General features: G+C 65.4%; 22 protein-coding genes and 4 pseudogenes. 18 read left to right on the top strand and 8 right to left on the bottom strand.

Going from position 1 to position 24,652, the window contains the following annotated elements; genetic code table 11:
- The first annotated feature begins 80 nt into the window (after positions 1 to 80).
- From KZO24_RS03650 to KZO24_RS03625, 6 genes are all read left to right on the top strand, one after another.
- Entirely contained in the window at positions 81 to 656 is a 576-nt protein-coding gene (locus KZO24_RS03650) for a NifU family protein (RefSeq protein ID WP_271184761.1), read from the top strand.
- 34 nt (positions 657 to 690) lie between these two features.
- Complete coding sequence (tsaB, locus tag KZO24_RS03645) at positions 691 to 1,320, top strand: tRNA (adenosine(37)-N6)-threonylcarbamoyltransferase complex dimerization subunit type 1 TsaB (protein WP_271184760.1); 630 nt, start codon at positions 691 to 693, stop codon at positions 1,318 to 1,320.
- Positions 1,317 to 1,775 (top strand): GNAT family N-acetyltransferase, encoded by a 459-nt coding sequence (locus KZO24_RS03640; RefSeq protein ID WP_271184759.1) that lies wholly within the window; start codon positions 1,317 to 1,319, stop codon positions 1,773 to 1,775. The genes tsaB and KZO24_RS03640 overlap by 4 nt, the downstream gene beginning before the upstream one ends.
- Before the next feature lie 166 nt (positions 1,776 to 1,941).
- Positions 1,942 to 2,388 (top strand): Ros/MucR family transcriptional regulator, encoded by a 447-nt coding sequence (locus KZO24_RS03635; RefSeq protein ID WP_271184758.1) that lies wholly within the window; start codon positions 1,942 to 1,944, stop codon positions 2,386 to 2,388.
- A 191-nt stretch (positions 2,389 to 2,579) separates the two neighbouring features.
- Positions 2,580 to 3,023: a Fur family transcriptional regulator gene (locus KZO24_RS03630; RefSeq protein WP_008830356.1), complete on the top strand. Its 444-nt coding sequence runs from the start codon at positions 2,580 to 2,582 to the stop codon at positions 3,021 to 3,023.
- A gap of 4 nt (positions 3,024 to 3,027) precedes the next feature.
- Positions 3,028 to 3,792, top strand: a complete 765-nt coding sequence (locus KZO24_RS03625; RefSeq protein ID WP_271184757.1) for a lysophospholipid acyltransferase family protein — start codon at positions 3,028 to 3,030, stop codon at positions 3,790 to 3,792.
- A gap of 130 nt (positions 3,793 to 3,922) precedes the next feature.
- Here the strand turns inward: KZO24_RS03625 and KZO24_RS03620 are convergent, their stop codons facing one another.
- Entirely contained in the window at positions 3,923 to 4,582 is a 660-nt protein-coding gene (locus KZO24_RS03620) for a hypothetical protein (protein ID WP_008830354.1), read from the bottom strand.
- Between the two features lie 68 nt (positions 4,583 to 4,650).
- Here KZO24_RS03620 and ispH point away from each other — a divergent pair, with 68 nt between their 5' ends.
- The 4 genes from ispH to KZO24_RS03600 all read left to right on the top strand — a co-directional run bounded on the left by ispH (position 4,651) and on the right by KZO24_RS03600 (position 8,289).
- Positions 4,651 to 5,625 carry a 4-hydroxy-3-methylbut-2-enyl diphosphate reductase gene (ispH, locus tag KZO24_RS03615; protein WP_008830353.1) on the top strand — a complete coding sequence of 325 codons (975 nt, stop codon included), beginning with the start codon at positions 4,651 to 4,653 and terminating at the stop codon, positions 5,623 to 5,625.
- Between the two features lie 3 nt (positions 5,626 to 5,628).
- A complete protein-coding gene (thrB, locus tag KZO24_RS03610) occupies positions 5,629 to 6,615 on the top strand; it encodes a homoserine kinase (protein ID WP_271184756.1) in 987 nt (328 codons plus the stop codon).
- Positions 6,612 to 7,046 (top strand): ribonuclease HI, encoded by a 435-nt coding sequence (gene rnhA / locus KZO24_RS03605; protein WP_271184755.1) that lies wholly within the window; start codon positions 6,612 to 6,614, stop codon positions 7,044 to 7,046. The genes thrB and rnhA overlap by 4 nt, the downstream gene beginning before the upstream one ends.
- A 202-nt stretch (positions 7,047 to 7,248) precedes the next feature.
- Positions 7,249 to 8,289, top strand: coding sequence for an FUSC family protein (locus KZO24_RS03600; RefSeq protein ID WP_486486883.1), 1,041 nt, complete (start codon positions 7,249 to 7,251; stop codon positions 8,287 to 8,289).
- Positions 8,290 to 8,292: 3 nt separating this feature from the next.
- On the opposite strand, the pseudogene KZO24_RS03595 reads toward KZO24_RS03600, so the two are convergent.
- From KZO24_RS03595 to KZO24_RS03585, 3 genes and pseudogenes are all read right to left on the bottom strand, one after another.
- Positions 8,293 to 8,476 (bottom strand): annotated as a pseudogene (locus KZO24_RS03595) (YegP family protein).
- Between the two features lie 83 nt (positions 8,477 to 8,559).
- Complete coding sequence (locus KZO24_RS03590) at positions 8,560 to 9,645, bottom strand: NAD(P)/FAD-dependent oxidoreductase (RefSeq protein ID WP_271184752.1); 1,086 nt, start codon at positions 9,643 to 9,645, stop codon at positions 8,560 to 8,562.
- Between the two features lie 5 nt (positions 9,646 to 9,650).
- Positions 9,651 to 10,617: pseudogene (locus tag KZO24_RS03585) on the bottom strand (alpha/beta hydrolase).
- Between the two features lie 97 nt (positions 10,618 to 10,714).
- Between KZO24_RS03585 and KZO24_RS03580 the strand changes: the two are divergent.
- From KZO24_RS03580 to KZO24_RS03550, 7 genes and pseudogenes are all read left to right on the top strand, one after another.
- Entirely contained in the window at positions 10,715 to 11,425 is a 711-nt protein-coding gene (locus tag KZO24_RS03580; RefSeq protein WP_271184750.1) for an A24 family peptidase, read from the top strand.
- Between the two features lie 102 nt (positions 11,426 to 11,527).
- Positions 11,528 to 12,539 (top strand): annotated as a pseudogene (gene cpaB / locus KZO24_RS03575) (Flp pilus assembly protein CpaB).
- 47 nt (positions 12,540 to 12,586) lie between these two features.
- On the top strand, positions 12,587 to 14,080 hold the full coding sequence (locus KZO24_RS03570; RefSeq protein ID WP_486486882.1) for a type II and III secretion system protein family protein: 1,494 nt from the start codon (positions 12,587 to 12,589) through the stop codon (positions 14,078 to 14,080).
- 18 nt (positions 14,081 to 14,098) lie between these two features.
- On the top strand, positions 14,099 to 14,737 hold the full coding sequence (locus tag KZO24_RS03565; RefSeq protein WP_271184747.1) for a CpaD family pilus assembly protein: 639 nt from the start codon (positions 14,099 to 14,101) through the stop codon (positions 14,735 to 14,737).
- Between the two features lie 5 nt (positions 14,738 to 14,742).
- Complete coding sequence (locus tag KZO24_RS03560; protein WP_271184789.1) at positions 14,743 to 16,011, top strand: pilus assembly protein CpaE; 1,269 nt, start codon at positions 14,743 to 14,745, stop codon at positions 16,009 to 16,011.
- Between the two features lie 30 nt (positions 16,012 to 16,041).
- Positions 16,042 to 17,013: a type II secretion system F family protein gene (locus tag KZO24_RS03555; RefSeq protein WP_271184746.1), complete on the top strand. Its 972-nt coding sequence runs from the start codon at positions 16,042 to 16,044 to the stop codon at positions 17,011 to 17,013.
- A 10-nt stretch (positions 17,014 to 17,023) separates the two neighbouring features.
- Entirely contained in the window at positions 17,024 to 18,037 is a 1,014-nt protein-coding gene (locus KZO24_RS03550) for a type II secretion system F family protein (RefSeq protein ID WP_271184745.1), read from the top strand.
- 9 nt (positions 18,038 to 18,046) lie between these two features.
- Here KZO24_RS03550 and KZO24_RS03545 read toward each other — a convergent pair whose 3' ends face one another.
- The 4 genes and pseudogenes from KZO24_RS03545 to KZO24_RS03530 all read right to left on the bottom strand — a co-directional run bounded on the left by KZO24_RS03545 (position 18,047) and on the right by KZO24_RS03530 (position 20,991).
- A complete protein-coding gene (locus tag KZO24_RS03545; protein ID WP_271184744.1) occupies positions 18,047 to 19,270 on the bottom strand; it encodes an acyltransferase family protein in 1,224 nt (407 codons plus the stop codon).
- Positions 19,271 to 19,278: 8 nt separating this feature from the next.
- Positions 19,279 to 19,560 (bottom strand): hypothetical protein, encoded by a 282-nt coding sequence (locus KZO24_RS03540; RefSeq protein WP_271184743.1) that lies wholly within the window; start codon positions 19,558 to 19,560, stop codon positions 19,279 to 19,281.
- Complete coding sequence (locus KZO24_RS03535) at positions 19,560 to 20,198, bottom strand: TetR family transcriptional regulator (protein WP_271184742.1); 639 nt, start codon at positions 20,196 to 20,198, stop codon at positions 19,560 to 19,562. Before KZO24_RS03535 ends, KZO24_RS03540 begins: the two co-directional genes overlap by 1 nt.
- A gap of 6 nt (positions 20,199 to 20,204) precedes the next feature.
- Positions 20,205 to 20,991: pseudogene (locus tag KZO24_RS03530) on the bottom strand (SDR family oxidoreductase).
- A gap of 468 nt (positions 20,992 to 21,459) precedes the next feature.
- Between KZO24_RS03530 and KZO24_RS03525 the strand changes: the two are divergent.
- The gene (locus KZO24_RS03525; RefSeq protein ID WP_486486881.1) at positions 21,460 to 24,465 is read left to right on the top strand and encodes a TonB-dependent receptor plug domain-containing protein; all 3,006 of its coding nucleotides are present in this window, start codon (positions 21,460 to 21,462) and stop codon (positions 24,463 to 24,465) included.
- Positions 24,466 to 24,652: the final 187 nt, after the last annotated feature.

The following is a 24,652-nucleotide window of genomic DNA, read 5'->3' as shown; positions in this document are numbered from 1 at the left end:
TCATTTCGGCGCTCGTTTCGCCGCTTTCATGGCCCTTGTACCCTTGACCCTCCCGACACTTCACCTAAATCGCAATCACCATGTTCATAGAAACCGAAACAACGCCCAATCCCTCGACGCTCAAGTTCCTGCCCGGCCGGCAGGTCATGACTTCGGGCACGCGCGAATTCCTTTCGCCCGAGGATGCGGAAACCTCGCCGCTGGCACAGGCGCTGTTCGACCTCGGTGACGTGGTCAGCGTGTTCTTCGGCGGCAGCTTCATCGCGGTTACGGCGGCGCCCGGCGTCGAGTGGCCCTCGCTGCGCCCGCAGGTGGTCGCGATTCTGCTCGACCATTTCGTTTCGGAAGCCCCTCTGTTCACCGGCGGCGACGCCAGCGGTTTCTCGGTGCCGGCCGAGGACGAGGATTATGGCGACGACCCGGCCGACGCCGACATCGTCGCCCAGATCAAGGACCTGATCGAAAGCCGCGTGCGCCCGGCCGTCGCCAACGATGGCGGCGACATCATTTACCGCGGTTTCCGCGAAGGCATCGTCTACCTCTCGATGCAGGGCGCCTGCTCGGGCTGTCCGTCCTCATCGGCGACGCTCAAGCATGGCATCGAAAGTCTGCTCAAGCATTACGTCCCCGAAGTCAGCGAAGTCCGCGCGGCCTGAACGGCGCGATGACAACGCGGCGCGGGATATTCGCGTGACGGCCGCCTCCACCCTAGTGATCGACAGCGCGACCGACGCCTGTTCGGTCGCGCTCTTCTCGGGCGATACCCTCGTCGCGGGTGAGTATCGCCTGCTCGGGCGCGGCCATGCCGAAGCGTTGGTACCGATGATCGCTGCCTTGCCCGGCAAGGGCCGCGCGAACCGCATCGCCGTCGCGCTAGGCCCCGGCAGCTTCACCGGCGTACGCGTCGGCCTCGCCGCCGCTCGCGCACTGGCGTTGGCATGGGGAGCGCACACGGTCGGCTATCCCACACTGGCCCTCATCGCAGCCATGGCCCGCGGCAGCGAAGGGAACCGGCCGCTCGCCGTCGCCACCTCGGGCGGGCACGGCGAATGGTTCGTCGAGAGCTTCGCCGCCGACGGCACCGGCATACACGCCCTCGCCTCGCTGCGCCCCGATGCCGCCGCCGCTTCGGTGACCGAAGAACTCGTCGTCGGCAGCCAGGCGCAGGCACTGATCGCGGCGCGAGGCTCCGGGCGGGCATTGCCCCTACTTCCCGACGCGCGCGCTTTTCTGCTCCTGCCCGAGACGGCGCTGCTGACGGAGACTCATCCGCTCTACGGACGCGGGCCCGATGCCAAGTTGCCTGCGGGGGCGGCATGATCGACGATATCGACCGGATCATGGCGGTAATGACCGCATCGTTCGACCCGGTCTACGGCGAAGCGTGGAATCGCCGCCAAGTCGAGGACGCGCTGAAGTTCGGGAACTGCCATTACGAAGTCTTGTGTGCGCAAGGTCACACACCGGACGAAAGCGAATCGGCTGCGGGTTTTTTCTTGTCGCGCACCGGATTTGAAGAAGAAGAACTTCTGCTCCTTGCCGTTACCCCCGAAAGTCGTGGGCAAGGACTTGGGCGTGCACTTCTCCAAAACCTTCGCATCGGTGCTATCAGTCGCGGCGCGCATCGGCTGCTTCTGGAAATGAGAAGAGGTAATCCCGCCGAAACACTTTACAGAAATTTCGGCTTTTACCCAATTGGCGAAAGACGCGAATACTATCGCACCCCAAGCGGTCAGCGGCTCGACGCTGTTACATTTGCCTGCGACATCGGTTGAAATAGGGCCGAAGCGACCCTTTTCATTCAGAAATCGATTAATGCAAGTCACGTGCAACTTTGAATCGAACTTGCACTCGTCGTGAAAATCGTTCATTGCGTCGCACAGGAGACCTGCAAAGGTTTGCCGTATGAATAACTTGGTCGCACCAAAGGACGTAGAAGAAATGGAAACCATCCAGACCGACCTGAACGAGACGCTGATCACGCTCGCGTCGGACATCGTCGCCGCGCACGTCAGCAACAACAGCGTCTCGGTCGAAGATCTTCCCACTCTTATCACCAACGTCTACGGTGCCCTCGCCGGCCTCGGCGGCGCCCCGGTGGTCGAGGAAGAGAAGCCCGAGCCCGCCGTTTCGATCCGCGCCTCGGTCAAGCCCGACTATATTGTGTGCCTTGAAGACGGCAAGAAGCTCAAGATGCTCAAGCGCCACCTCATGACGCACTACAACATGACCCCGGAAGACTACCGCGCGCGCTGGAACCTGCCCGCCGATTATCCGATGGTCGCCCCCAACTACGCCGAAAAGCGCCGCGAACTGGCGAAGAAGATCGGCCTGGGCCGCAAGTCGAACGTGCGTCGCGGCCGCAAGCCCAAGACCGCCGCAGCCTGACGTTTTCCAGGCGGTCACCCGAGGCCTGACCTCCGACGCACCCGCACTCGCGTTACGGAAATTCGATTTTCCGGGGACAAAGGGTGCGATCGATTGCCAGGGCCCGGTAACCGACCGTCCAACTCGGTTGTGATTGCAGGCGCATCGCCTTATCTAGGCGGTGCGCCTTCTTCTTTACTTACAGGTCCACCGTGAACCAACCCATCGACATCGAAGCCCTCTGCGCCGAGCGTGGCCTGCGCATCACCGAACAGCGTCGCGTGATCGCCAAGGTCCTTTCGGAAAGCACCGACCACCCCGACGTCGAAAAGCTGCACGAACGTGCGACCGCGATCGACCCCGGCATCTCGATCGCCACGGTCTACCGCACCGTGCGCCTGTTCGAAGAGGCAGGCATCCTCGATCGCCACGACTTCGGCGACGGCCGCGCCCGCTATGAAGCCGCGCCCGAGGCCCACCACGATCACATGATCGACGTCGAGAGCGGCCAGGTCATCGAATTCGTCGATCCCGAGTTGGAAGCCCTGCAGCGCCAGATCGCCGAGCGCCTGGGCTACCGCCTCGTCGACCATCGCATGGAACTCTACGGCGTCCGCCTCGACCGCGAGGATGGCGAGACCACTCCGCGCCGCTGATCCCATGACTACCGCCATGCCCCTCGCCGACCGCCGTATCGCGGCCTGGGGCTGGCCGCTGATCGCGCTGCGCCTCGCCGCCATGCTGGCATTGCTGGTGGCGAGCGTGGCGCTTTACTATGCCTTCGCGCCGTTCACTGCGCGCAACCCTGTCCCGCGCCAGTTCCTTCGCGGGGTGGGCGCCATCGCCGGCCTGCGCGTGCAGGTTCGCGGCGCCCGGCCGGCCCGGCGCACCTTCTTCCTCGCCAATCACGTCAGCTGGCTGGACATCCTCGCCATCGCCGGGCGCACCGGCAGCGCCTTCGTCGCCCATGACGGCCTCGCGCAGATCGGCCCGCTGCGCTGGCTGTGCGAAATGAACGACACCGTCTTCGTCGCCCGACACGAACGCCGCAGTGTCTCCGCTCAAATCGAGCAGGTTCGCGCCGCGCTGAGCGATACCGGCGCACTGACGATCTTCCCCGAAGGCACGACTTCGGACGGAACCGGCACGCTGGCATTCAAGTCCTCGCTGCTGTCCGCGATCGAGGGCGATTCGGATATTCCCGTCCAGCCGGTGTGGCTCGACTACGGCGTGGAAACCCGCGCGGTGGCCTGGGTGGGCGAAGAGCCGGGGCTCGATAATGCTCTCGCCATTCTGGCGCGCTGGCGGCCGGTGGACCTGACGCTTCACTTCCTGCCACCGCTCTCATCCGAGGATCGCACCGACCGCAAGCGCATGGCTGCGGCCGCACGGACAGCGATAGAAACGGCGCGGTCGGGGTCGTAAACGATCCATCGCCATAAGTGCATCATTTGCGAGCGAAGCGAAGCAACCCAGGACGGCGTGGCGCTGCCCTGGGTTGCTTCGCTTCGCTCGCAATGACGAAACAGGCGGGGCACACGCCCCAGCCACACCCTCAACGCGTGGCGTTGTAAGCCAGCTGGCCTTCGTCGAGTTGGAAGCCGACCAGCACCTCGAACGAAGCGCGGGCGACCGCAGCCTTGACCTCGGGCTCGGACAGCGGATCGACGGCAGCGTCGGTGTCGCCGGCCTTGCGCTTGCGGGTGATGCGGTCGCGAATCTCGTCGGGCAGCGTCGCGGCGGCGCGATCGATGAAGGCGTTGGTACTCACGTTCGCCTGCGCACGGGCCTGCCCGTCCGCGAAGCTGAGCGTCACGTTGCCCACGCGCTTGGAGATCACGGAAGTGCCGCCCTGCAGCACGCTCACGAAGAACGGCAGCGTCACCTGACGCGCCCCGGCCGTGTCGCTGCGGCGGCCGAGCACCTGGAACGTCACCGTCGAAGTCACCTTCTCGCCCACGGCTTCGTCGCACTGCGCACGCACCTGGGTCATCGAGGCAGTGACGTCGATCGCGTCGGCAGTCTTTGCCGGTCCACGGAAGGTGGTGATGTCGCCGGTGTAGTCGGGAATGCCGACCGCCGGGCACTTCGAGCGCACGGCGGTGATGCCGACGCCCTGATCGACCACGATCTCGCCCTTGGTCTTGCACCCGCTCAGCGCGGTCATCGCGGCGGCGGAGCACAGGACAGTAGCGGTCAGGCGGCGTGCATTCATCGTGAACTTCCTCGAATGGCGTGCGCTTGCCCTAGCGAGGCGCGCGGCAAAGCGCTAGGGGGACGAACATGAACGCGCCCTTTCAGTCCACGACGGCGAGTGCCGCCGATAGCCCGATCCGCCTCCTGATCGCCGCCCCGCGCGGCTTCTGCGCCGGGGTGGACCGCGCCATCGAGATCGTAGAACGTGCGATCGAGCTTTACGGCGCGCCCGTCTACGTGCGCCACGAGATCGTCCATAACAAGTTCGTGGTCGACAGCCTGAAGGCCAAGGGCGCCGTTTTCGTCGAGGAACTGGACGAAGTCCCGGACGGCGTGCCGGTGATCTTCAGCGCTCACGGCGTGCCCAAGTCGGTCCCGGCAGCCGCCAGTGCGCGCGGGCTGGAATGGCTCGACGCCACCTGCCCGCTGGTCAGCAAGGTCCACCGCCAGGCCGAGCGCCAGATCGAGGCCGGGCGCCACATCCTGTTCATCGGCCACGCCGGGCACCCTGAGGTCATCGGCACCTTCGGCCAAGTCCCCGAAGGCAACATGACGCTGGTGGAGACTGTCGAGGACGTCGCCGCGCTGGAATTCGCGCCCGGCACCGAGCTTTCCTACCTCTCGCAGACGACGCTGTCGGTGGATGACACCCACGCCATCATCAAGGCGATCGAGGCCCGCTTCCCGCAGGTCGTCGCGCCCAAGGCCGAGGACATCTGCTACGCCACCTCCAACCGGCAGGCGGCGGTCAAGCAGATCGCGCCGCAGTGCGAACTGGTGATCGTGATCGGCTCGCCCAAGAGCAGCAACTCGCTGCGCCTCGTCGAAGTCGCCGAGCGTTGCGGCACGCCTGCGCACATGATCCAGCGCGCGACCGAGATCGATCCGGCATGGCTGGAAGGCATCGCCACCGTCGGCCTCACCGCCGGCGCCTCCGCGCCCGAGGAACTGGTCAACGAAGTGATCGCCCGCATCAAGGAGCTGCGCACCGTAGCGGCCGAGGAAATCGTGACCGAACGCGAGCACATGACCTTCAAGCTTCCCCGCCAGCTGGCTCGCTGATCCATGGCAGTCTACACAAGGCTCGGCGCCGAAGAGATGGCCGGGATCATCGCGGCATTCGAAGTTGGCACGCTGACGTCCGCCAAGGGCATCGCTGAGGGCGTCTCCAACAGCAACTGGCTGATCGAGACCGAGCAGGCCGGAACCGCGCGCCGCTTCATCCTGACGATGTTCGAGAGCCGCACCGAGATCGCGGACCTGCCGTTCTTCCTCGATCTGCTCGATCACCTCGCCGCGCACGGCGCGCCCGTCGCCCGCACCATGCACGACTGCGAGGGCGCCAGCCACCGCCTGCACCGCACGCCCGAGGGCGACAAGGCGCTCGCGCTGATCGAGTTCCTGCCCGGCGTCCCAGTCTCCGAGCCAACGCCCGAGCAAGCCCGTGCGGTCGGCGGAGCGCTCGCGCAGATCCATCTGGCGGCGGCTGACTTCCCCGCATCGCGCGAGAACTCGCTGGCGCTCCCGGCCTGGCAGCAACTGCTCAAGGATTGCGGGCGCGAGGCGCTCGAATCGATCCACCCTGAACTTGGCCGAATCGTCGAGCGCGAACTGGCGCTGCTGGCCGCCGAATGGCCCGCCGATCTGCCGCGTGGCGTGATCCATGCCGACCTGTTTCCCGACAACGTCCTGATGCTCGGCGACAAGGTTACAGGACTCATCGACTTCTACTTCGCCTGCACCGATTTGTTCGCTTACGACGTTGCCGTGACACACGCGGCATGGTGCTTCAGTTCCGACGGCGCCCGGTTCGACCCGGCGCTCTCCGGCGCTCTCCTCGAGGGCTATGCCGCGGTGCGCCCGCTCAGCGAGGCCGAGTGCGCGGCGCTGCCCTTGCTCGCGCGCGGCGCGGCGATGCGTTTCCTGGCGACGCGAGCCTACGACTGGCTCAATACGCCTGCCGATGCGCTCGTGACGCCCAAGGACCCGATGGCCTTCGCCCGGCGTCTGGATTTCTACGCGAACCCGGAAAATGCGGGAGTATTCGCATGAAGCAGGTCGAGATCTTCACCGACGGCGCCTGCAAGGGCAATCCCGGCCCCGGCGGCTGGGGCGTGCTGCTGCGCATGGGTCCGCACGAGAAGGAGATGTCGGGCGGCGAGCCGGACACCACCAACAACCGCATGGAGATGACGGCCGCGATCAAGGGCTTGAGCGCCCTGATCGAGCCTTGCGACGTCACCCTCTTCACCGACAGCAAGTACGTCATCGACGGAATTACCAAGTGGGTCCACGGCTGGAAGAAGAAGGGCTGGGTCAACGCCAGCAAGCAGCCGGTCCGCAATGCCGACTTGTGGCACGATCTGATCGAGGCCGCCGGTCGCCACAAGGTCGACTGGCAATGGGTGCGCGGCCACAGCGGCCATGCCGAGAACGAGCGCGTGGACAAGCTGGCGAGCGACGCGGCGAAGGCGGCGGCTTAACGCAAAGCGAAGGCCCATCCTCGGCCCCTCCCGCTCGCGGGAGGGGAGACATGAACTTGCCCTCCCGCTTGCGGGAGGGTCGCGAGATTTGGCGATTTATCGCCTAGTCGCAGCGGGGTGGGTTTTCTAAGGTCACCGCGATGCTCTCTCTTCCCCGATCCTGAAGACCGAAATCCGCGCGCTCGTCACCCCCGGCCCGCGCATGGCGGACGAGTGGGCCTGCGTCGCCTCCGTATTGCTGGCGATCGTCATCGCCCGTGCCATCGGCGCGGAGATGGTGTCATGGGCGGCTTTCAGCGCCTTCGTCCTGCTCAAGAGCGACGTGGCGGAGACGCTCGTGCGCGGGGTGATGCGGATCGTCGGCACGGCGATAGGCTCGGGACTGGCACTGCTGGTGGTGCCTTATGCCGCGCGCTCGCTGCCTTTGGCGATGATCGCAGCCGAACTGGTCGGCGCGATCGGTCTCTACGGGATGTTGACGGCGCGGCGCGCTTACGCCTGGCTGCTGTTCGGCCTGACCTTCGAGATGATCCTGTTCGACAAGATCGAGCGGCCGGACCTCGACACTATCCACTTCGCCCAGACGCGCCTGCTGGAAGTCGTCGCGGGCACCGTCGCCTGCACGCTGGTAAGCCTCGCTGCGGGCGCATTGACGGGCAAGCCCTGGTGGATGGATCGCAAGGCCCCGCCGGAACGGATGCGCTGGCACCCTCACGCGGCGCGCCATGCCTCGCAGGCGGGGCTTGCGATCGCGATGCTGCCCCTGCTCCACGCGCTGTTCGACCTGCCCGAGCTACCGCAGGCAGCAGTGACGATCATGGCAGTGATGATCGTGCCGGTCGCCGGGATCGGCGCCAGCGGCTTCGTCCCCGTATCCCGGCGGCTGTTCCAGCGCGCGCTCGGGTGTATCGCAGGTGGCGGGCTGGCGCTGGTCGTGCTGCTTCTGGCGCAAGGAAGCGCACCGGTGCTCATCGCCGGCACCTGCCTCGGCATCATCATCGGCCGTCATATCGAGAACGGTCTGCCCAAGGTCACTTACCTTGGCCTGCAGTTCACGCTGGCGGTGCTGGTCGTGCTGGTGCCCGACAGCTACGAGCATGCCGCTGCCGGCCCCGCTGCGCAGCGCCTGCTGAGCGTGTTCGTCGGCATGGCGGTACTGGAACCGGTGCTGCTCGCATGGCACTTCGTCGCGCCGGGGCGCAAGGTGCCGCAAGGCTCCCCGGACGCCCCGAACGCGGAGTGACGGTTATTCGGTGGTCGTATCGACCACGTCGGCACCAGGACCGTTCTTCTTGAGCGATCTCGATCGCGCTCTTCGCACTGGCCTTGCTGGAATAGCCTTCGGTCCAGAACATGGTCTCGGAATTGTAGCAGAAGTAGGCGACGAACTCTCCGGCCTTGTTCTTCCGGATTTCGAAACGATGGGCCATTTGCGACTCTCCATGCGGGTGTCATTTCCCAGCCGCAGATGAGCAATTTGCGCGCATGGACGCAAGCGCCGCGAAGGTCGAACTCAGCCGAAGCGACCCGGCGCGAACGGAGCCGGATCGACCTCGCCCGGCGCCTCGCCCATCAGCAGCCGCGCGCCCAGATCGGCGGCGGCGGGCGCAGTCTGGATGCCAAACCCGCCCTGCCCGGCGAACCAGAAGAACGCACCGTCACCGGGCGCGAAGCCGTAGACCGGCAGGCGATCCGGCGCGAACGAGCGCAGGCCCGCCCAGCGATGCTCCACCCGCTCGACTGCCCAGTCGACGACATGCTCGAAGCGGTCGACCGCGAGAGCCACGTCGATCTCCTCGGGCGCGGCGTCGCACGGCGCACTCGGCGTCTCATCATGCGGGCTGAGCCAGAGGCGGCCGCTCTCGGGCTTGAAGTAGAACGTCTCCGCCACGTCGAGGACCAGCGGCAGGTCGTCAGGCACATCGGCGGCGACGGCGACTTGCGCGATCGTGCGGCGATAGGGCGCGATGCCGAGCGGGGAGATGCCCGCCAGCCTTGCCACGCCGTCCGCCCAGGCTCCGGCCGCGTTCACCAGCACGCCCGCCTGAACCTGCCGCCCGTCCGCGAGCGTCAGCGCCCAGCCATCGGCATTGCGCTGCGCCGCCGTCAGTCCGGCGCGGCACCATAACTCGACACCTGCGCGGCGTGCCGCAGCAAGGTAGTGCTGATGAAGAGAGGCCACGTCGATGTCGCACGTGCTCGGCTCCAGTGCACCGCAAGTCCATTCGGGGCACAGGCCGGGCACGCGGGCGACGATCTCCGCACAGCTCAGCAGGTGTATTTCCACCCCTGCGGCACGGTAGCGCTCGGCGAAAAGTTCGACTTCCCGTTCCTGCCCGGCCCGGCCGAGCGTCAGCGCGCCGCGCGGGGTCAGGACGCCGAGTTCGCGCAGGGCCGGCCCGGAGGTGGTAGTCAGCGGCTGGACCCCGGGACCGCCGTAACTCTCGGTCCAGAAGGCAGCGGAACGGCCAGTGGCGTGATAGCCCGGCCGCTCCTCGGCTTCCAGCATGAGCACCCTTGCGCGCGTGCCGGTGGCCGCGGCCAGAGATGCCCCGGCCATGCCGGCCCCGACGACGACGATATCGAACGCTGCTTCCATCGCGGTCAGCCCCTAGCGGGGGCACGGCGATCGAGAAAGTCCCTGATGGCATCGAGCGCACGAGTGCGCACCGGATCGACTTCGCGCAGGATTTCGTGGCGGCACTCGGACCCGAAGGCCACGAGTTCACCATGCGGCAAGCGCGCGGCCGCGCGGCGGATCGCGCGCCAGGAGACGAGGCCGTCGATACTGGTGCCCAGCAGCAGCACCGGCACCTCGACCGCCTCCAGCACGCCGGGCCGCTCCAGCGAACGGATCGAGGCGAGCGCACGCTCGATCCAGCCCCAACTGGCCGCGCCCATGCCGATGACGGGGCGCTGGCGGCGCCACCAGTCCTCGTCGTCGTAGCGGCTCTCGTCGTGGGTGAGCAGCAGGCTGCGGGCCTTCGGCTGGGCGCCGGGCTTCTCGCCGCCTTTCCATGCCGGGCGGCGCGGATCGCCGAGCCGCACGATGCCCCGCGCGACCCGGTGCAGCACGCCTGCCGGAATCCACGTCGGATGAATGCCCAGCATCGGTGCGGAGAGCACCAGCGCATCGGGCCGCACGACGCCTTCGGCTACCGCGCGCAGCACAATCTGCCCGCCCATCGAATGCGCAATGGCAATGTGCGGTCCCGGCGTCGAGGCGGCCCAGTCGGCATAGAGCGCGGCGTAATCCTTCACCCAAAGCGCGAAATCGGGCACGTGGCCCGTCGCCGCATCGCGGCCGAGGCGGCCCGAACCCGCCTGCCCGCGCCAGTCGGCCGAAGTGACGTTCCAGCCTTCGCGGTGCCAGCCGTCGAGGGTTTCCAGCCATTTCTCGTAAGCATCGCCGCGCCCGGGCATGAACAGGATCGAGCCGCGCCTGCCGCCCTGCCAGTCGATCCGGCGCAGCAGGTGGCCATCGGGCAAGGCCCAGCGCGATCTCGCGGGCTTCGGCGGGAATCGCCCGGCGCGCGGGGGACTTGACGAGACTTTCGACGGCGGAGGTCACTATGATGGGAAGCCCCGGTTCGTGATCGATATGTCGTGGTTACTATTTGGTAGCGGTTGCCGAGGTAGAGCGCTCTCGATCCGATAGGATGAAAAGCATGACGGGCGCTGTATTTTCCTACGCACTGCTGGCCGCATTGGCAACGGCGCTGCTCGTCGCGGCGTTCACCGACTTGCGCGCGCGGCACATCGACAACTGGCTGAACCTGGGCATCGCGGTCGCCGCGCCGCTGTGGTGGCTGGCGATGGGGCTCGGCCCCTTCGACATCGGCGTGCAGATCGGGCTGGCGGCGGCGACGTTCGCGGTGGCCTGCGTGCTTTTCGCCATCGGCCAGATGGGCGGCGGCGACGTCAAGCTGCTGACCGCGCTGGCGCTGTGGTTCTCGCCTGCCGCGTTCCTGCAACTGGTCGTGCTGATGGCGGTGCTGGGCGGCGGCGCCTCGCTGGCAATGGCCGCATTCAACATGCAACCGGGGCGCAAGGAGATGGTGCGCGACGCCCTCGCCGGGCTCGTCGCCTTCGCCTGGGTGTGGTGCGCGGGCGCCATCGTCTTCGCCATCGCGACGCATCGCCCGGTGGTGGAGCCCGCAACCATGGAGGCCGTCGCCGGGGTCTTGCCGGGCCTCTGGGCGATCCCCCTCGCCGCGATCGTGGTGCTGGGCCTGTTCCTCTTCGGGATGCGCCACATCATGCGCCGCCAGAAGTCGCGAATCGAGGTGCCCTACGGCATCGCCATCGCCGCCGCATCGCTGTGGGTGATGGGTTCGCAGACGCTCAGCGCCGCGCATTCCGCCGGAATCGCAGGCTGAAGCTAACGCGGTTTACGCAAGCAACGGGGTGAACCCGTTCTTAACCAATTTACCTCATAAGTCCGAACAGTTCGGGGATTTTGCTAAGGGGCTTTCCAAGCCATGGACAGGAAGAAAGTGGTGCTGCTCGCGGTTGCGCTGCTCGTCGCAGCCTTCACCGCATTTGCTGCGAGGACGATGTTCGCAGGCGGGGGCGCGCCGCAGGCCGGAGCCGTTCCGGCCGCCGACCAGAATGGCCCCAAAGTGCTGGTCGCCCAGCGCGCGCTGCCGGTGGGCACGATCATCACCGCCGATCTCGGTCTCTTTCCAGAGCTGGCCGGACAACCTCGTCCAGGACGCCTATTACGTCGACGGCAAGGCCGACATGACCAAGCTGCTCGGCACCGTCGTGCGCTTTCCGATCACCGCCGGCCAGCCGCTGACCCAGGGAGCGCTCGTCGCGCCGGGCGATCGCGGGTTCCTTGCCGCCGCGCTCGGACCGGGCATGCGCGCCGTCACCATCTCGGTCTCGGCCGACACCGGCGTCGGCGGCTTCGTCTTCCCGGGCGACCGCATCGACCTCGTCCTCACGCAGGACGTGAAGGGCGAAGGCGACTCGCTGCGCACCGCCGAGACGATCCTGCGCAACCTGCGGGTCCTCGCGACGGACCAGGCGACCGCCAGCACGGTGGAGGACGGCAAGACGGTCGTGCAGGGCTTCCGCACCGTCACCCTCGAAGTCACCCCGCGCATCGCCGAGAAGGTCGCCGTCGCACAAACCATCGGCACGCTCAGCCTGTCGCTGCGCGCGATCTCCGACAACCAGGGCGAATTCGACCGCATCCTCGCCAGCGGCGACGTGAAGTTGCCCGAGGGTGCGACCCGCGAGCAGGAAGAGAAGTTCATGAGCCAGGCCATGAACCGCCCGATGGACGGCGCCACCACGTACGTTACCGGCGCCGACGTCTCGCGCTTCCAGCGTTCGAGCCGCCCGGCACAGGGCGGCAGCGCCCCTGCCCCGGCCGCTCCCGCCGTCGGTGCCGCGCCGCAGGTGGCCGCAGCGCCGGTCCATGTTGGCCCCGTGGTCCGCGTAACTCGCGGCAAGGAAACCACCGTAGAACCGGTGGGCAAGTAACGATGACCGCCTCCACGCACCGTCCGTCACCCTTTGAGGGCATCTCGATGAAGCAGCGTCTTCTCAAGTCCGCACTGATCGCCGCCACTGCCGTCCCGTCGCTGGCCGCCGTGAGCGTCGCGTCCGCCGAGGCCCAGACCGCCTCGGTCGTTCACCCGGCGCAGGACGTCAGCCTGTCGATCGGCAGCGGCCAGCTCGTCAACGTACCGGGTTCGATGGCCGACGTATTCGTCGCCAACGACGCGGTCGCGGATGTCCAGGTGAAGTCGGCAAAGCAGTTCTACGTGTTCGGCAAGGCCGGCGGCACCACCACGGTCTATGCCAGCAATGCGGCGGGCGCGGTCGTCTGGTCGGGTACGGTACGCGTGGGCTCCAACCTCGACAGCGTCGATCTGATGCTGCGTCTCGCCATACCGGACGCCCGGATCGGCGTCTCGACGATGGGCTCGAACACCTTTCTGCTGACAGGCACGATCAAGAACCCCGAAGACGCCGCAGAGGCCGAACGCCTCGTCACGGCTTACGCGGGCAAGGAAGCCAACGTCATCAGCCGCCTGCGCATCGCGACGCCGCTGCAGGTCAACCTGCAGGTCCGCATCGCCGAAGTCAGCCGCTCGCTGGTGAAATCGATGAGCGTCAACATCACTAGCTCAGACGCCTCTACCGGCGCCAAGTTCGTGATCGGCCAGGGCTCGGGCAAGTTCCCGCAGTATACGCACGGCGGCCCGATCATCGTTGGCGACGAAGCAAGCACCGGCGCCTCGTCCATAACGCCCAACGCCACCGGCACCACGCTGGGCCTCGGCGGCAAGCTGCTCGGCATCGACCTGCTCGGCGCGCTCGACGCGGGCGAGACGATCGGCCTCGTCAGCACGCTGGCCCAGCCCAACCTCACCGCGCTCTCGGGCGAGACGGCAGACTTCCTCGCGGGCGGCGAATTCCCGATTCCTCTTAGCCAGGGCCTGGGATCAACCTCGATCGAGTACAAGAATTACGGCGTCAGCCTGAGCTACACCCCGACGGTGCTCGCCAACGGCCGGATCTCGATGCGCGTGCGCCCCGAGGTTTCCGAGCTTTCTAGCGAAGGCGCCGTTACGCTCAACGGCTACGAAATCCCGGCCCTCACCGTGCGCCGCACCGAGACGACCGTGGAACTGGGCTCGGGCCAGAGCTTCATGATCGCGGGCCTGCTCAGCAACAGCGCGACCAACACCATCCAGAAGATGCCGGGCGCGGGCGACCTGCCGATCCTCGGCTCGCTGTTCCGCTCGACCAGCTACAAGCGCGGCGAGACCGAACTGGTCATCATCGTGACGCCCTATCTGGTCAATCCGATGAATTCGTCCTCGCAGATCGCGCTGCCGACCGATGGTTTCAACTCGCCCAACGAACTGCAGCGTCTGCTTGGCAACATGGACAGCGACGGCGCCAGCGGTGCGAAGCGTCCCGAGGCGACCAACGCGCCCTCGGGCTCGTCCAGCCAGGGCGGTAGCACCCGCCGCAGCTCCGACAACTCCGCCAAGCCCGGCTTCAGCTTCTAAGCGAGAAAGGTGACCATCATGCGCAAGTCTACTCTCGCCCGTACCGCAATCTGCCTCAGCCTCGGCCTCGCACTGGCGGCCTGCGGCGGCGTACCGACCAATCGTTCGGTCTATTCGGTCCACCAGCCGGTGGTCGAGAAATCGGACTACAGCATCGACGTGACCAGCAGCGGCTCCGGCCTCGCCTATGGTGAACAGGCCCGCCTTGCCGGTTGGTTCGACGCCATGGGCCTCAAGTATGGCGATCGCATCGCAGTCGACGATCCGAATATGAGCGCCGCCACCCGCGGCGCGATCGCGGCGGTCGCGGATCGCTACGGCGTCGTGCTCGATGAAGTCACGGCGGCATCCGGCACCGTGCCGGCAGGCACAGCCCGCATCACCATCAGCCGTTCCAAGGCTTATGTCCCGGGTTGCCCGGACTGGTCGGCCAAGAGCGACTTCAACCCCGGCAACGCCACCTCGACCAACTACGGCTGCGCAGTCAATTCCAACCTCGCCGCCATGGTCGCCAATCCGGAAGACCTGATCCACGGCCAGACCGACACCGGATCGACCGCAGTGATGACGTCGAACAAGGCGATCGGTGCCTATCGCGCCGCCGGGACGACCGGCAAGGGCAACTCGGTCTCGCAGACCGGCAGCAAGGAAAACTGATGGCCATGAACGCTCCCTGGAAGACAGGCGGTCCAAGTGGCCGCGACCAGTTCGCCGCGTTCCTCTGCGACGAGGCTTCGCTCGACGTGCTGCGCCCCATCGCCATCGAGATGGGCTGGCAGCCGGAGAAGTGCTACAAGGGCGGCCTGCGCAATGCCGTCCAGTCGCTGTCGATTGCGGCCAGCCCGAACATCCTGTTCGTCGATCTGTCGGAGAGCGGCGACCCGCTGAGCGACATCAACGCTCTGGCCGAAGTCTGCGAGCCGGGCACGGTCGTCGTCGCCGTTGGCCAGGTCAACGACGTGCGCCTCTACCGCGATCTCATCGCCAGCGGCATCCACGACTACCTGCTCAAGCCGCTGCAGCCCGCCGCCCTGCGCGATGCGCTGGCGCAGGCGCAGTCGGTGTTCTCGACCCCGCGCACGCATGACGTGGCGGCGGGCAAGCATCATGTCTCGACCGCCGTAATCGGCACGCGCGGCGGCGTCGGCGCCTCGACCATCGCCACGTCGCTGGCATGGCTGTTCAGCACTGACCACAAGCTGCCCACCGCTCTGCTCGACCTCGACATCCATTTCGGCACCGGGGCGCTGTGCCTCGACCTAGAGCCGGGCCGCGGCCTGACCGACGCGATCGAGAACCCCAGCCGCATCGACGGCCTGTTCATCGAACGTGCGATGATCCGTGCGAACGACAACCTTGCGATCCTTTCCGCCGAGGCACCGATCAACGCGCCGCTGCTGACCGACGGCTCCGCCTTCCAGCAGCTGGCCGAAGAGTTCCGCGCCGCGTTCGAGATGACCGTGATTGACATGCCGCGCAACATGCTGATCAACTTCCCGCAGCTCATAGCAGACCTCGGCGTCGCGGTGCTGGTGACCGAGATGACGCTGGCTTCGGCGCGCGACACCATCCGCCTGCTGTCTTGGTTCAAGGCCAATGCCCCGCAGACCCGCGTGATCATCGTCGCCAACAAGGTTCAGGCGACGCTTGCCGAGATCAGCAAGGCCGACTTCGAAGCCTCGATCGAGACAAAGATCGACGTGTCGATTCCCTATGACCTCAAGGCCGCGTCGATGGCCGCGAAGCTGGGCCAGACGTTCGCAGATGCCAACCGCGCGGCCAAGTCCGGCGCGGTGCTGCGCGATCTCGCCCGCGACATCGCCGACATCGGCGATGAAGCCGGTGCCACCGCCAAGCCTTCCCTGCTCGGTAAGTTCGACCTCAAGGCGATAATGCCCAAGGCGAAGAAGAAGGCCCCGGCGTCCTCGTAAGGCGATGCTTCTCAAGGTTCGGTAACGGCTATGAACTTCCTTCAGGTCATCATGGTAACGACGGGGCTCACGGGCTTCGCGCTGCTCATCTGGGCGCTGCTTTCCGGGCCGTCGCCCAAGAAGGAATCGACCCGGCGCCTGAAGTCGGTGCGTTTCCGTCACTCGAGCAATGCCAGCGATCGGCTGGAGGCGCAGATGCGCCGCGCCGTCGCCGCCCGCAAGCCGCGAATCCACCAGATCGCCGGCTCTGCCTCGCGCGCGGAAGCGCTGGCGCTGCGCCTGCACCGTTCGGGCCTGCCCTGGACGATGCAGCAGTACCTCTATGGCTCGATCGGCCTCGGTGCGGTGATAACGCTGCTCATCTTCATGAAGTCCGGCGCGATGTTTCTCGCGCTCGCATTCGGCGTGTTCGTCGGCGCGGGGCTGCCGCACATGGTCGTCAGCCACTTCATCAAGCGCCGCTCCAACGCCTTCACCGTGAAGTTCGCCGACGCCATCGATCTGCTCGTGCGCGGTCTGCGTTCGGGTCTGCCGGTGTCGGAGACGCTCACCATCGTCTCGCAGGAAATCCCCGGCCCCGTCGCCGAGGAATTCAAGCTCATCACCGACCGCATGAAAGTCGGCAAGACCATGGAGGACGCCCTCCAGGAAACCGCCGACCGCCTGAACATGCCCGAATTCAACTTCTTCTGCATCACCCTGGCCATCCAGCGCGAGACCGGCGGTAATTTGGCGGAGACGCTGGCGAACCTGTCGGACGTGCTGCGCAAGCGCGCGCAGATGAAGCTCAAGATCCGCGCGATGAGCTCGGAATCCAAGGCCTCGGCCTATATCGTCGGCTCGCTGCCCTTCATCGTCTTCTTCATGATCTGGTGGATCAGCCCCCAGTACATCGGCCAGTTCTTCATCGACGAGCGCCTGATGGTCGCCGGCATCGGCGGCGCTATCTGGATGGGCATCGGTGCCTTCATCATGGCCAAGATGGTCAGCTTCGAGATCTGAGGACCAGCACATGCTCGAACAACCCGCCGGTCCCACCCTCCTCGGTTTCGACGTCACTTACGTCGGCACCCTGCTCACAATCGTCGCGGCCGCCGCGGTGCTCTTCGCGATCTACACCGCGATCACCATCCGCGATCCGATGCAGAAGCGCGTCAAGGCGCTCAACGCCCGGCGCGAGCAGCTCAAGGCGGGCATCATAACCACCGCCCGCAAGCGCCAGAGCCTGATCCGCCGCAACGACACCACCGACAAGATGGGTGCGTTCCTCGGCAAGGCGCGGATGCTGCAGGACAGCCAGATCAAGACCATCCAGCAGAAGCTGGCGCAGGCCGGCATCCGCAACAAGGAATGGGCCGTCGCGGTCGTCCTCGCGCGCCTCGTCGCGCCGATCGTACTGGGCGGTTTCGCCGCACTGGTGATCTACGGGATCGACTACTTCCCCGACTGGTCGAGCTTCAAGAAGTTCATGGGCTTCGCCGCGATGGTGCTAGCCGGATACAAAGGTCCGGACATCTATATCCAGAACCTCGTCTCCAAGCGCACCGACGCGATCCGCAAGGGCTTGCCCGACGCGCTCGACCTGCTCGTCATCTGCGCCGAAGCGGGCCTGACCGTGGACGCCGCCTTCGAGCGCGTCTCACGCGAACTGGGCCGCGCCTACCCGGAACTGGGCGACGAGTTCTCGATGACCTCGATCGAACTCTCGTTCCTCACCGAACGCCGCGCCGCGTTCGAGAACCTCGCCTATCGCGTCAACCTCGACGCGGTGAAGGGCGTGGTGACGACGATGGTGCAGACCGAACGCTACGGCACCCCGCTGGCCTCTGCGCTACGCGTGCTCTCGGCCGAATTCCGCAACGAACGTATGATGCGCGCCGAGGAAAAGGCCGCGCGCCTGCCCGCGATCATGACCGTGCCGCTGATCCTGTTCATCCTGCCGACGCTGTTCGTCGTCATCCTCGGCCCTGCGGCGTGCTCGATCGGCGATGCCTTCTCGGGCACCGGGCCGGGCAAGGCGGGGTGACGCCAAAGCCTAGGCTGGCCGCGACGGCGACAACCCGCGCTGCACGATACCGGCAATCCGATTGAGTTTCGGCACCCACCAATCCTCGAGCGCGACGAAGGGCCACGCTGCCAGGAAGGTCAGTACCAGCGTCACTACCCCCGTGCCCAGCAACACGAGGGCCCCGTCCCATCCCCGGTCATTGAGTTTCACGAACACGAAGCTGGATGCCGACAGGATGACGGTCAGGTGGACCAGATAGACGGGAAAGGAATAGCGCCCCAGAAAGTTGCCGAAACGCCCGGACAGCCCTCGCGCCAGCGATGGGCATGCGAGAACCGCGAGCAGGATTATGACAGCGCCGATGTTCTCGGGGACGAAACCGTCCATGCCGCACAGTGCCAGCCCCGCCAGCATGAGCCCGATACCGCCGATCTTCGACAACGACAGTCCCCCATGTCGATAGAACCTGGCGAGACATGCTCCCAGCAGGAACGGCAGCGCCGCCGCTCCCAGCACCGCGATCAGGGCCAGAACCGTCATTCCGGCCGGCACGACCGGCCACCAGCGGCGCGCTTCCATTGCAAGCAACAGCCAGACGATGGCGAAGCACAGCATGCTGCCGAACAGCTCGAAATACATCGTCCAGAGGTTCGTGTTGACGAGCCCCGGATTGGCAGGGTGGAAGAAGAGCGTGACGCTCTGCCCCATGACGGTTGCAAAGTCCGGCCGGTAAACGGCTGGAAATCCGGCGTTGGCATAGAGCCTCAGCCAGTCGCTGCCAGTCGATCGCGCCGCCTCGACGTTCCATGTCAGATCCAGGCTGATCACCAGCCACGCGAGGATTGCTGAAGCGGTCGCCGGAACCCATAGCCTCGGCATGCGCTTGGCCGCCGCTATTGCCAGTTCACCTCCTGCCCGGCCTCGATCGAAATAGCGGCGCGTCAGCACGAAGCCGGACAGCACGAAAAACAACGTCACCGCCGCTGAACCGTTGATCAGGCAGAACAACGGCGTCCCGGCGATCCCATCCGGAAAACGCAGGCGTATCGCCGGTACGAAACCCAGCGCGAAATGATGAAACACCACGACCAGCGAAGCGATTCCACGCACCGCCTCCAATTGCGTGAGTCGGTAACTGCCGGCACGCAAGTCGCCTGCCTCGCTTCCCGAAGCCGCCATGATTTCCCCGGTACAGGCCCCCAACCGAGCCCCATCGCCCTGTGAAATCAATCCGATGGCATCGGCTGTCAAGCGTCTCGTCAGTCCTCGTGACCTGACTCGCTATCCGTCTCGACAAGCTCGGCGATCTCGAAGGCGAACCCCTTCCAGCCGCGCATTCTGGCTGCCTCGTCCAGCGGCAGGCGCTTCTTCTTCGCCTCCGCCAGCGAACGCGCATGCCCCCAGAACACCTCGGTCTTGCCGTTCTGCAGTTCCGCCACCACGCGCCAGTAATGCGTGAACGTATCCGCCGTCGGCCCGATGGTCTTGACGTAGCCGTCCGCCATCGTCGCGGTGAGGTAACGCTTCTTCTTGCGGGCCATCAGTGCGCGAGAATGCCTGCCATGATGATGTCGATGGTATGCTCGCGGTAACGGTCGCGCAGTTCCTCGGTCAGGCTGTCCTGATCGAAGCAATGCTTGAGCACCAGCCGCGCCGAGAAGAAGCGGTCCACCGCCCCCGTCACCGTGAAGTAGAACAACTGCGGGTCGATCTCGCGGAACACCCCTGCCCGCACCCCGTCGCCGATCAACTGCTCGTAAGCGCGGTAGATCGGCGAGAGGTAGCAGTCGGCGATGCGCCGCGCCTCGGTATCGTCGCTCTCGCGCACCATGCGCATGGTCAGGCGGTTGAGGTAAGGCACTTCGTAGAAAGTATCGACCACCTTCCACAAGTGCCGCCGCAGCTTGGCCTCCGGCTCCCACCCGTCCTTGGCGACGAGCGCATCGACGCTGACGACGATTGCCTCCCAGTCACGGTCGAGCAGCGCCTTGAGCAGCCCCGCCTTGTTGCCGAAGTAGTACTTCACCAGCGCCGAGTTCAGCCCGGAGCGAAGGCTCAGTTCGGAAAGCGAGATGTCGATCACATCGCCGTCGCGCATGATAGCGCTCGCCGTATCGAGCAGCATCGCACGCGCACCGGGAGGCGCTACGTCTAGAGCGGAGACCGGACGGTCCTTCATCGGCGTTTACTTAGGTCCCATGCGGATGGCGCCGTCGAGACGGATCGATCTCGCCGTTGAGATAGTCGTGCTCCAACATAAACAGCGCCAGCTTCGCATACTCCTCCGCTTTGCCGAGGCGCTTGGGGAACGGCACCATCGCCGCCAGCGCATCCTGCACGCCTTGCGGCATTCCCGCCATCATCGGCGTCTCGAAGATGCCGGGCAGGATCGTGTTGACGCGAATCCCCTCGCTCATGAGATCACGTGCCACCGGCAGCGTCATCGCCAGCACGCCGCCCTTGGATGCAGCATAGGCGGCCTGCCCGATCTGCCCGTCCTGCGCCGCGACGCTGGCGGTGTTGACGATCGCCCCGCGCGAGCCGGCCGCATCGATCGGCTCCAACGTCGCCATGCCCGCTGCCGACTTGCTGATGCAGCGGAAAGTGCCGACGAGGTTGATCGCGATCGCCTTCTCGAACAGCGCCATGTCGTGCGCCCTCGGCTCGCCCGTCTCGCGATTCTTGCCGACCGTCTTTGCGGCCGGCGCGATGCCCGCACAGTTGACCAGTACCCGTTCCTGCCCATGCGCCGCGCGCGCCTTCGCGAATCCGGCGATTACGCTTTCCTCATCCGTAACGTTCACGGCGCAGAACACCCCGCCGATTTCCGCGGCCAGCGCCTCACCGGCATCGGCATTGAGATCGAAGATCGCGACTTTCACGCCTCTTCCTGCGAGCGCCCGCGCCGTAGCCGCACCAAGCCCAGAAGCCGCTCCCGTGACTACTGCTGCGACAGAACTGCCGAGTTCCATGCCGATTTCCTTTCTCTGTCGCGTTCGCGATCGATCAGACGAAGCGAACAACACGTTTTGTGCGAGCTTATTTAATCAATCGGTTAAATGCGTCGCGGCGGCCGGTCAATCCACTGCGCGGAAGGGATTTACAACAACGCAACAGGATTTCACCACGGCGATGCCCCGCGCAAGAAATCATGTGGACAATGCGCATATGCAACAGGTCTATTGTTCCGCTTAATCGGCTGGAATCCTTGTGCGGTTGCACACTGGCAACGGTTCGTCGCGAATGCCTGTTGCGTCATTGCCACAATCGCCAACCCATTTTCCCCATGGCGGCAAATTCCGTTGAAAGGAGAACCCTACGGCGCAACAACATTTCACATGGCATCACGATGCGTGCGCGCATCCGAAAGCCGGCAACGGGTCATCAGGCGAACTTGGTCACGCATTCGCCTGCTGAACGAAGCAACAAGGGACACAAAAGTGAAAACCACAATTCAGAAGGCCGCACTGCGCGGCGCGACGAGCCTCACGGCTTTCGCACTGCTGTGCGGCACCGCGCACGCGCAGGACGCAGCACCCCAGGCGGCCGACAACGGCGACGATAACGTTATCATCGTCACCGGCTCGATCACCCGCAACCCGGCAGCGGCCACCGCTTCGCCGGTCGTTTCGGTGACCTCGGACGACCTGACCAAGCGCGGCATCACCACCGTTGCCGACGCACTGCAGACCCTGACCGCAAACAACGCCGGCACCATTCCCGCGAGCTGGTCGGCCTTCGGCTTCACCACCGGTGCGACCGCACCGTCGCTGCGCGGCTTCAACAACGCCTACACCCTGACGCTGTTCGACGGCATGCGCACCGCGTATTACCCGCTGGCGGACGACACCCAGCGCAACATCGTCGACGTCAACAGCATCTCGGGCACCGTCGTCGATCGCATCGACACCCTGCTTGACGGCGCTTCGGCCACTTACGGCTCGGACGCCATCGCCGGCGTGGTCAACGTGATCACCAAGCGCCAGATCACCGGCCTGCACCTCGACGGTTCGATGGGCATCTCGCAGCGCGGTGACGGCGGCGAGCAGCGCATCAACGCGACCTACGGCTACGGCGACCTGGAAGACCAGGGCTTCAACATCTACGCCACCGCCGAGTACCAGCACAACGACTCGCTGTACCTGCGCGACCGCAGCGGCCCGTGGAGCACTGCCGACCAGAGCGGCATCTGCGGCACCGCTGAACAGGGCTGCCTCACCAACGGCATCCGCAACGGCATCCAGGCCGACGGCAGCTACAACGGCTTCCAGTCGACCGTCGTAAACTTCGTCCGCCCCTACAGCACCGGTCTGGTCGCTCAGGGAGGTTACGAACTGCTCAACCCCGCAGCAGGTTGCGGCCGCCTGAACTCGGTCACGCTGACCCCCGAACAGCAGGCGGTGACCGCCGGTGCGCCTTCGGTAGTCTGCCAGCAGGACCTCGTGAACGACTACCGCATGTACAATGCGGAAATGACCCGCAAGGGCGGAACGCTGCGCGGTACGGTGAAGCTTGGCGACAACGTCGAAGCCTTCGCGATGTTCAACTATTACAACGTGAAGACGGCCAACTCGACCAGCAATGCGGGCTGGGTCGGCCAGACCGCGGCCGGTGGTGAGCAGGTTACCGTCAGCCAGATCTACCTGCCGACCTACGTTTGCTCGAACGGCACTTCGTCGATCACCGGCGGTGTGCTGACGGCATCGGGCTGCGATGCCTCGAACGGCACGCTCAACCCGAACAACCCCTATGCGGCCAACGGCCAGCTTGCCCGTCTCATCGGCCTGCCCGACAAGCCGCGTGAAACCTTCACCGACGCCAAGACCTACCGTCTGTCAGGCGGCGTCAACGGCACCGTTGGCGACGGCTGGAACTTCTCGCTCGGTGCGACCGCCTCGAAGGTCACGCTGGACGTCAAGAACACCGGCTACATCTATCTCCAGGGCCTGATGGACGCCATCGCCCAGGGCACCTACAACTTCGTCGATCCCTCGGCCAACTCGGCTGAAGCTGATCAGCTCGTCTTCCCCGACCAGAACAAGCGGGCGACCTCGAAGCTGGCCCAAGTCATCGCGACGCTCAACAAGGACGTGTTCGAGCTGCCGGGCGGCTTCGTGAACATCGCCGTTGCCGGCCAGTATCGCTACGAGTCGATCAACAACCCGAGCTCGAACGCGCCGAACAACGACAATCCGACCGAGCGCTACTACGGCATCAACGCCGTGGGCGTGAAGGGCAACCGCGACATCTGGTCGGCATCCTACGAAATCTCGATCCCAGTCCTCGACCAGCTGCGCTTCAAGGCGGACGGGTCGTACGACCACTACTCGACCGGCCAGAAGAACTTCTCGCCTAAGTTCGAGGCCGAGTTCAAGCCGATCGAGGAAATCAAGGTTCGTGGTACCTTCTCGAAGGGCTTCCGCGCACCCAACCTGAACGAATCGTTCCAGCTGCCGGCAACCGGCTACACAAGCGCCCAGATCAACTGCGACAGCCCGATCTACACGGCGTTCTGCGCAGCGCATGCCAGCAACCCGAACTATTACGCGGGCACGTACTCGCCGGGCATCACGTCGTCGGGCAACTCCGAACTGAAGCCTGAAAAGTCGACCTCGTACACCTTCGGCGTCGTGCTGCAGCCCAAGCGCAACATCACGCTGACGCTTGACTACTGGCACACGAAGATCAGGAACGTCATCACGTCGGCAAGCGCCTCGGAAGACCTCTACACGCAGTACTACACCAACAACGGTGTCGTGAACATTCCGGGCGTGACCGTCACCCCGGGCGTGGCCGATCCGGAGAACCCGAACGCGCTGCCGCTGCTTGGCCAGATCATCAGCTCGTTCAAGAACGCCAACTCGATGAAGGGTAGCGGCATCGACTTCTCGGCCGATGCCCAGTTCGGCCTGACCAACACCGTGTCGCTGCACACCAAGGCGACCGCTTCGTACCTGATCCGTCTGGAGCAGGAAAACGAGGACGGCTCGGTGTGGCGCTACGACGGTTCGCTCGGCGGCTGTAACCTGACCTCGTGCTCGGGTGCCCCGCGCTTCCGTCTGACCTGGCAGAACACGCTGGACTTCAACGACAAGGCCAGCTTCACCCTGACCACCAGCTACACCAGCGGCTACTCCAGCACCTCGGCCGATGCCGGCGGCGTGTACAAGGATTGCGCCGCCAGTGCCGAGAACGGCCAGCTGGTCACCTACGACAACGGCGATCCGGTCCAGTGCCACTCGAAGGGTATCCTGAACTTCGACGGTCACGGCGAAGTCAAGGTTGCCGACAAGTTCAAGCTGTACTTCGACGTCCTGAACATCCTGGACACCAAGCCGAAGTACGACCCGAACGCGGCTTATGGTCTGTACCAGTTCAACCCGGCATGGTCGGACCGCCTGTTCATGGGCCGTTACCTCCGCGTCGGCGCGAAGGTCGACTTCTAAGCCAAGTCGTTACAACCAAAGGATGGGGGCGGTCTCGCAAGAGACCGCCCCTTTCTTTTGCACCACGCATCGTCACACCAAACAAGATATGTACACTTGCACACACATGATGCGTCCATCGACAACTAAAGGTCGCTAACTGTTGTAATGTTACAACCCATTACGCATTTATTTCACTAACATTTCA

It is taken from the genome of Novosphingobium sp. NFX11 (assembly GCF_057376415.1).
This window is presented reverse-complemented; position numbering and strand designations above follow the sequence as displayed.

Bases quoted from the DNA above. Each gene is read 5' to 3' on its own strand.
- rnhA (WP_271184755.1), top strand. From the start codon at position 6,612: ATGAAGCAGGTCGAGATCTTCACCGACGGCGCCTGCAAGGGCAATCCC.
- KZO24_RS03625 (WP_271184757.1), top strand. From the start codon at position 3,028: ATGACTACCGCCATGCCCCTCGCCGACCGCCGTATCGCGGCCTGGGGC.
- KZO24_RS03640 (WP_271184759.1), top strand. From the start codon at position 1,317: ATGATCGACGATATCGACCGGATCATGGCGGTAATGACCGCATCGTTC.
- KZO24_RS03555 (WP_271184746.1), top strand. From the start codon at position 16,042: ATGAACTTCCTTCAGGTCATCATGGTAACGACGGGGCTCACGGGCTTC.
- KZO24_RS03570 (WP_486486882.1), top strand. From the start codon at position 12,587: ATGAAGCAGCGTCTTCTCAAGTCCGCACTGATCGCCGCCACTGCCGTC.
- KZO24_RS03590 (WP_271184752.1), bottom strand. From the start codon at position 9,645: ATGGAAGCAGCGTTCGATATCGTCGTCGTCGGGGCCGGCATGGCCGGG.
- KZO24_RS03565 (WP_271184747.1), top strand. From the start codon at position 14,099: ATGCGCAAGTCTACTCTCGCCCGTACCGCAATCTGCCTCAGCCTCGGC.
- KZO24_RS03650 (WP_271184761.1), top strand. From the start codon at position 81: ATGTTCATAGAAACCGAAACAACGCCCAATCCCTCGACGCTCAAGTTC.
- KZO24_RS03540 (WP_271184743.1), bottom strand. From the start codon at position 19,560: ATGGCCCGCAAGAAGAAGCGTTACCTCACCGCGACGATGGCGGACGGC.
- KZO24_RS03535 (WP_271184742.1), bottom strand. From the start codon at position 20,198: ATGAAGGACCGTCCGGTCTCCGCTCTAGACGTAGCGCCTCCCGGTGCG.
- KZO24_RS03550 (WP_271184745.1), top strand. From the start codon at position 17,024: ATGCTCGAACAACCCGCCGGTCCCACCCTCCTCGGTTTCGACGTCACT.
- KZO24_RS03635 (WP_271184758.1), top strand. From the start codon at position 1,942: ATGGAAACCATCCAGACCGACCTGAACGAGACGCTGATCACGCTCGCG.
- KZO24_RS03580 (WP_271184750.1), top strand. From the start codon at position 10,715: ATGACGGGCGCTGTATTTTCCTACGCACTGCTGGCCGCATTGGCAACG.
- KZO24_RS03560 (WP_271184789.1), top strand. From the start codon at position 14,743: ATGAACGCTCCCTGGAAGACAGGCGGTCCAAGTGGCCGCGACCAGTTC.
- KZO24_RS03620 (WP_008830354.1), bottom strand. From the start codon at position 4,582: ATGAATGCACGCCGCCTGACCGCTACTGTCCTGTGCTCCGCCGCCGCG.
- KZO24_RS03600 (WP_486486883.1), top strand. From the start codon at position 7,249: ATGGCGGACGAGTGGGCCTGCGTCGCCTCCGTATTGCTGGCGATCGTC.
- ispH (WP_008830353.1), top strand. From the start codon at position 4,651: ATGAACGCGCCCTTTCAGTCCACGACGGCGAGTGCCGCCGATAGCCCG.
- thrB (WP_271184756.1), top strand. From the start codon at position 5,629: ATGGCAGTCTACACAAGGCTCGGCGCCGAAGAGATGGCCGGGATCATC.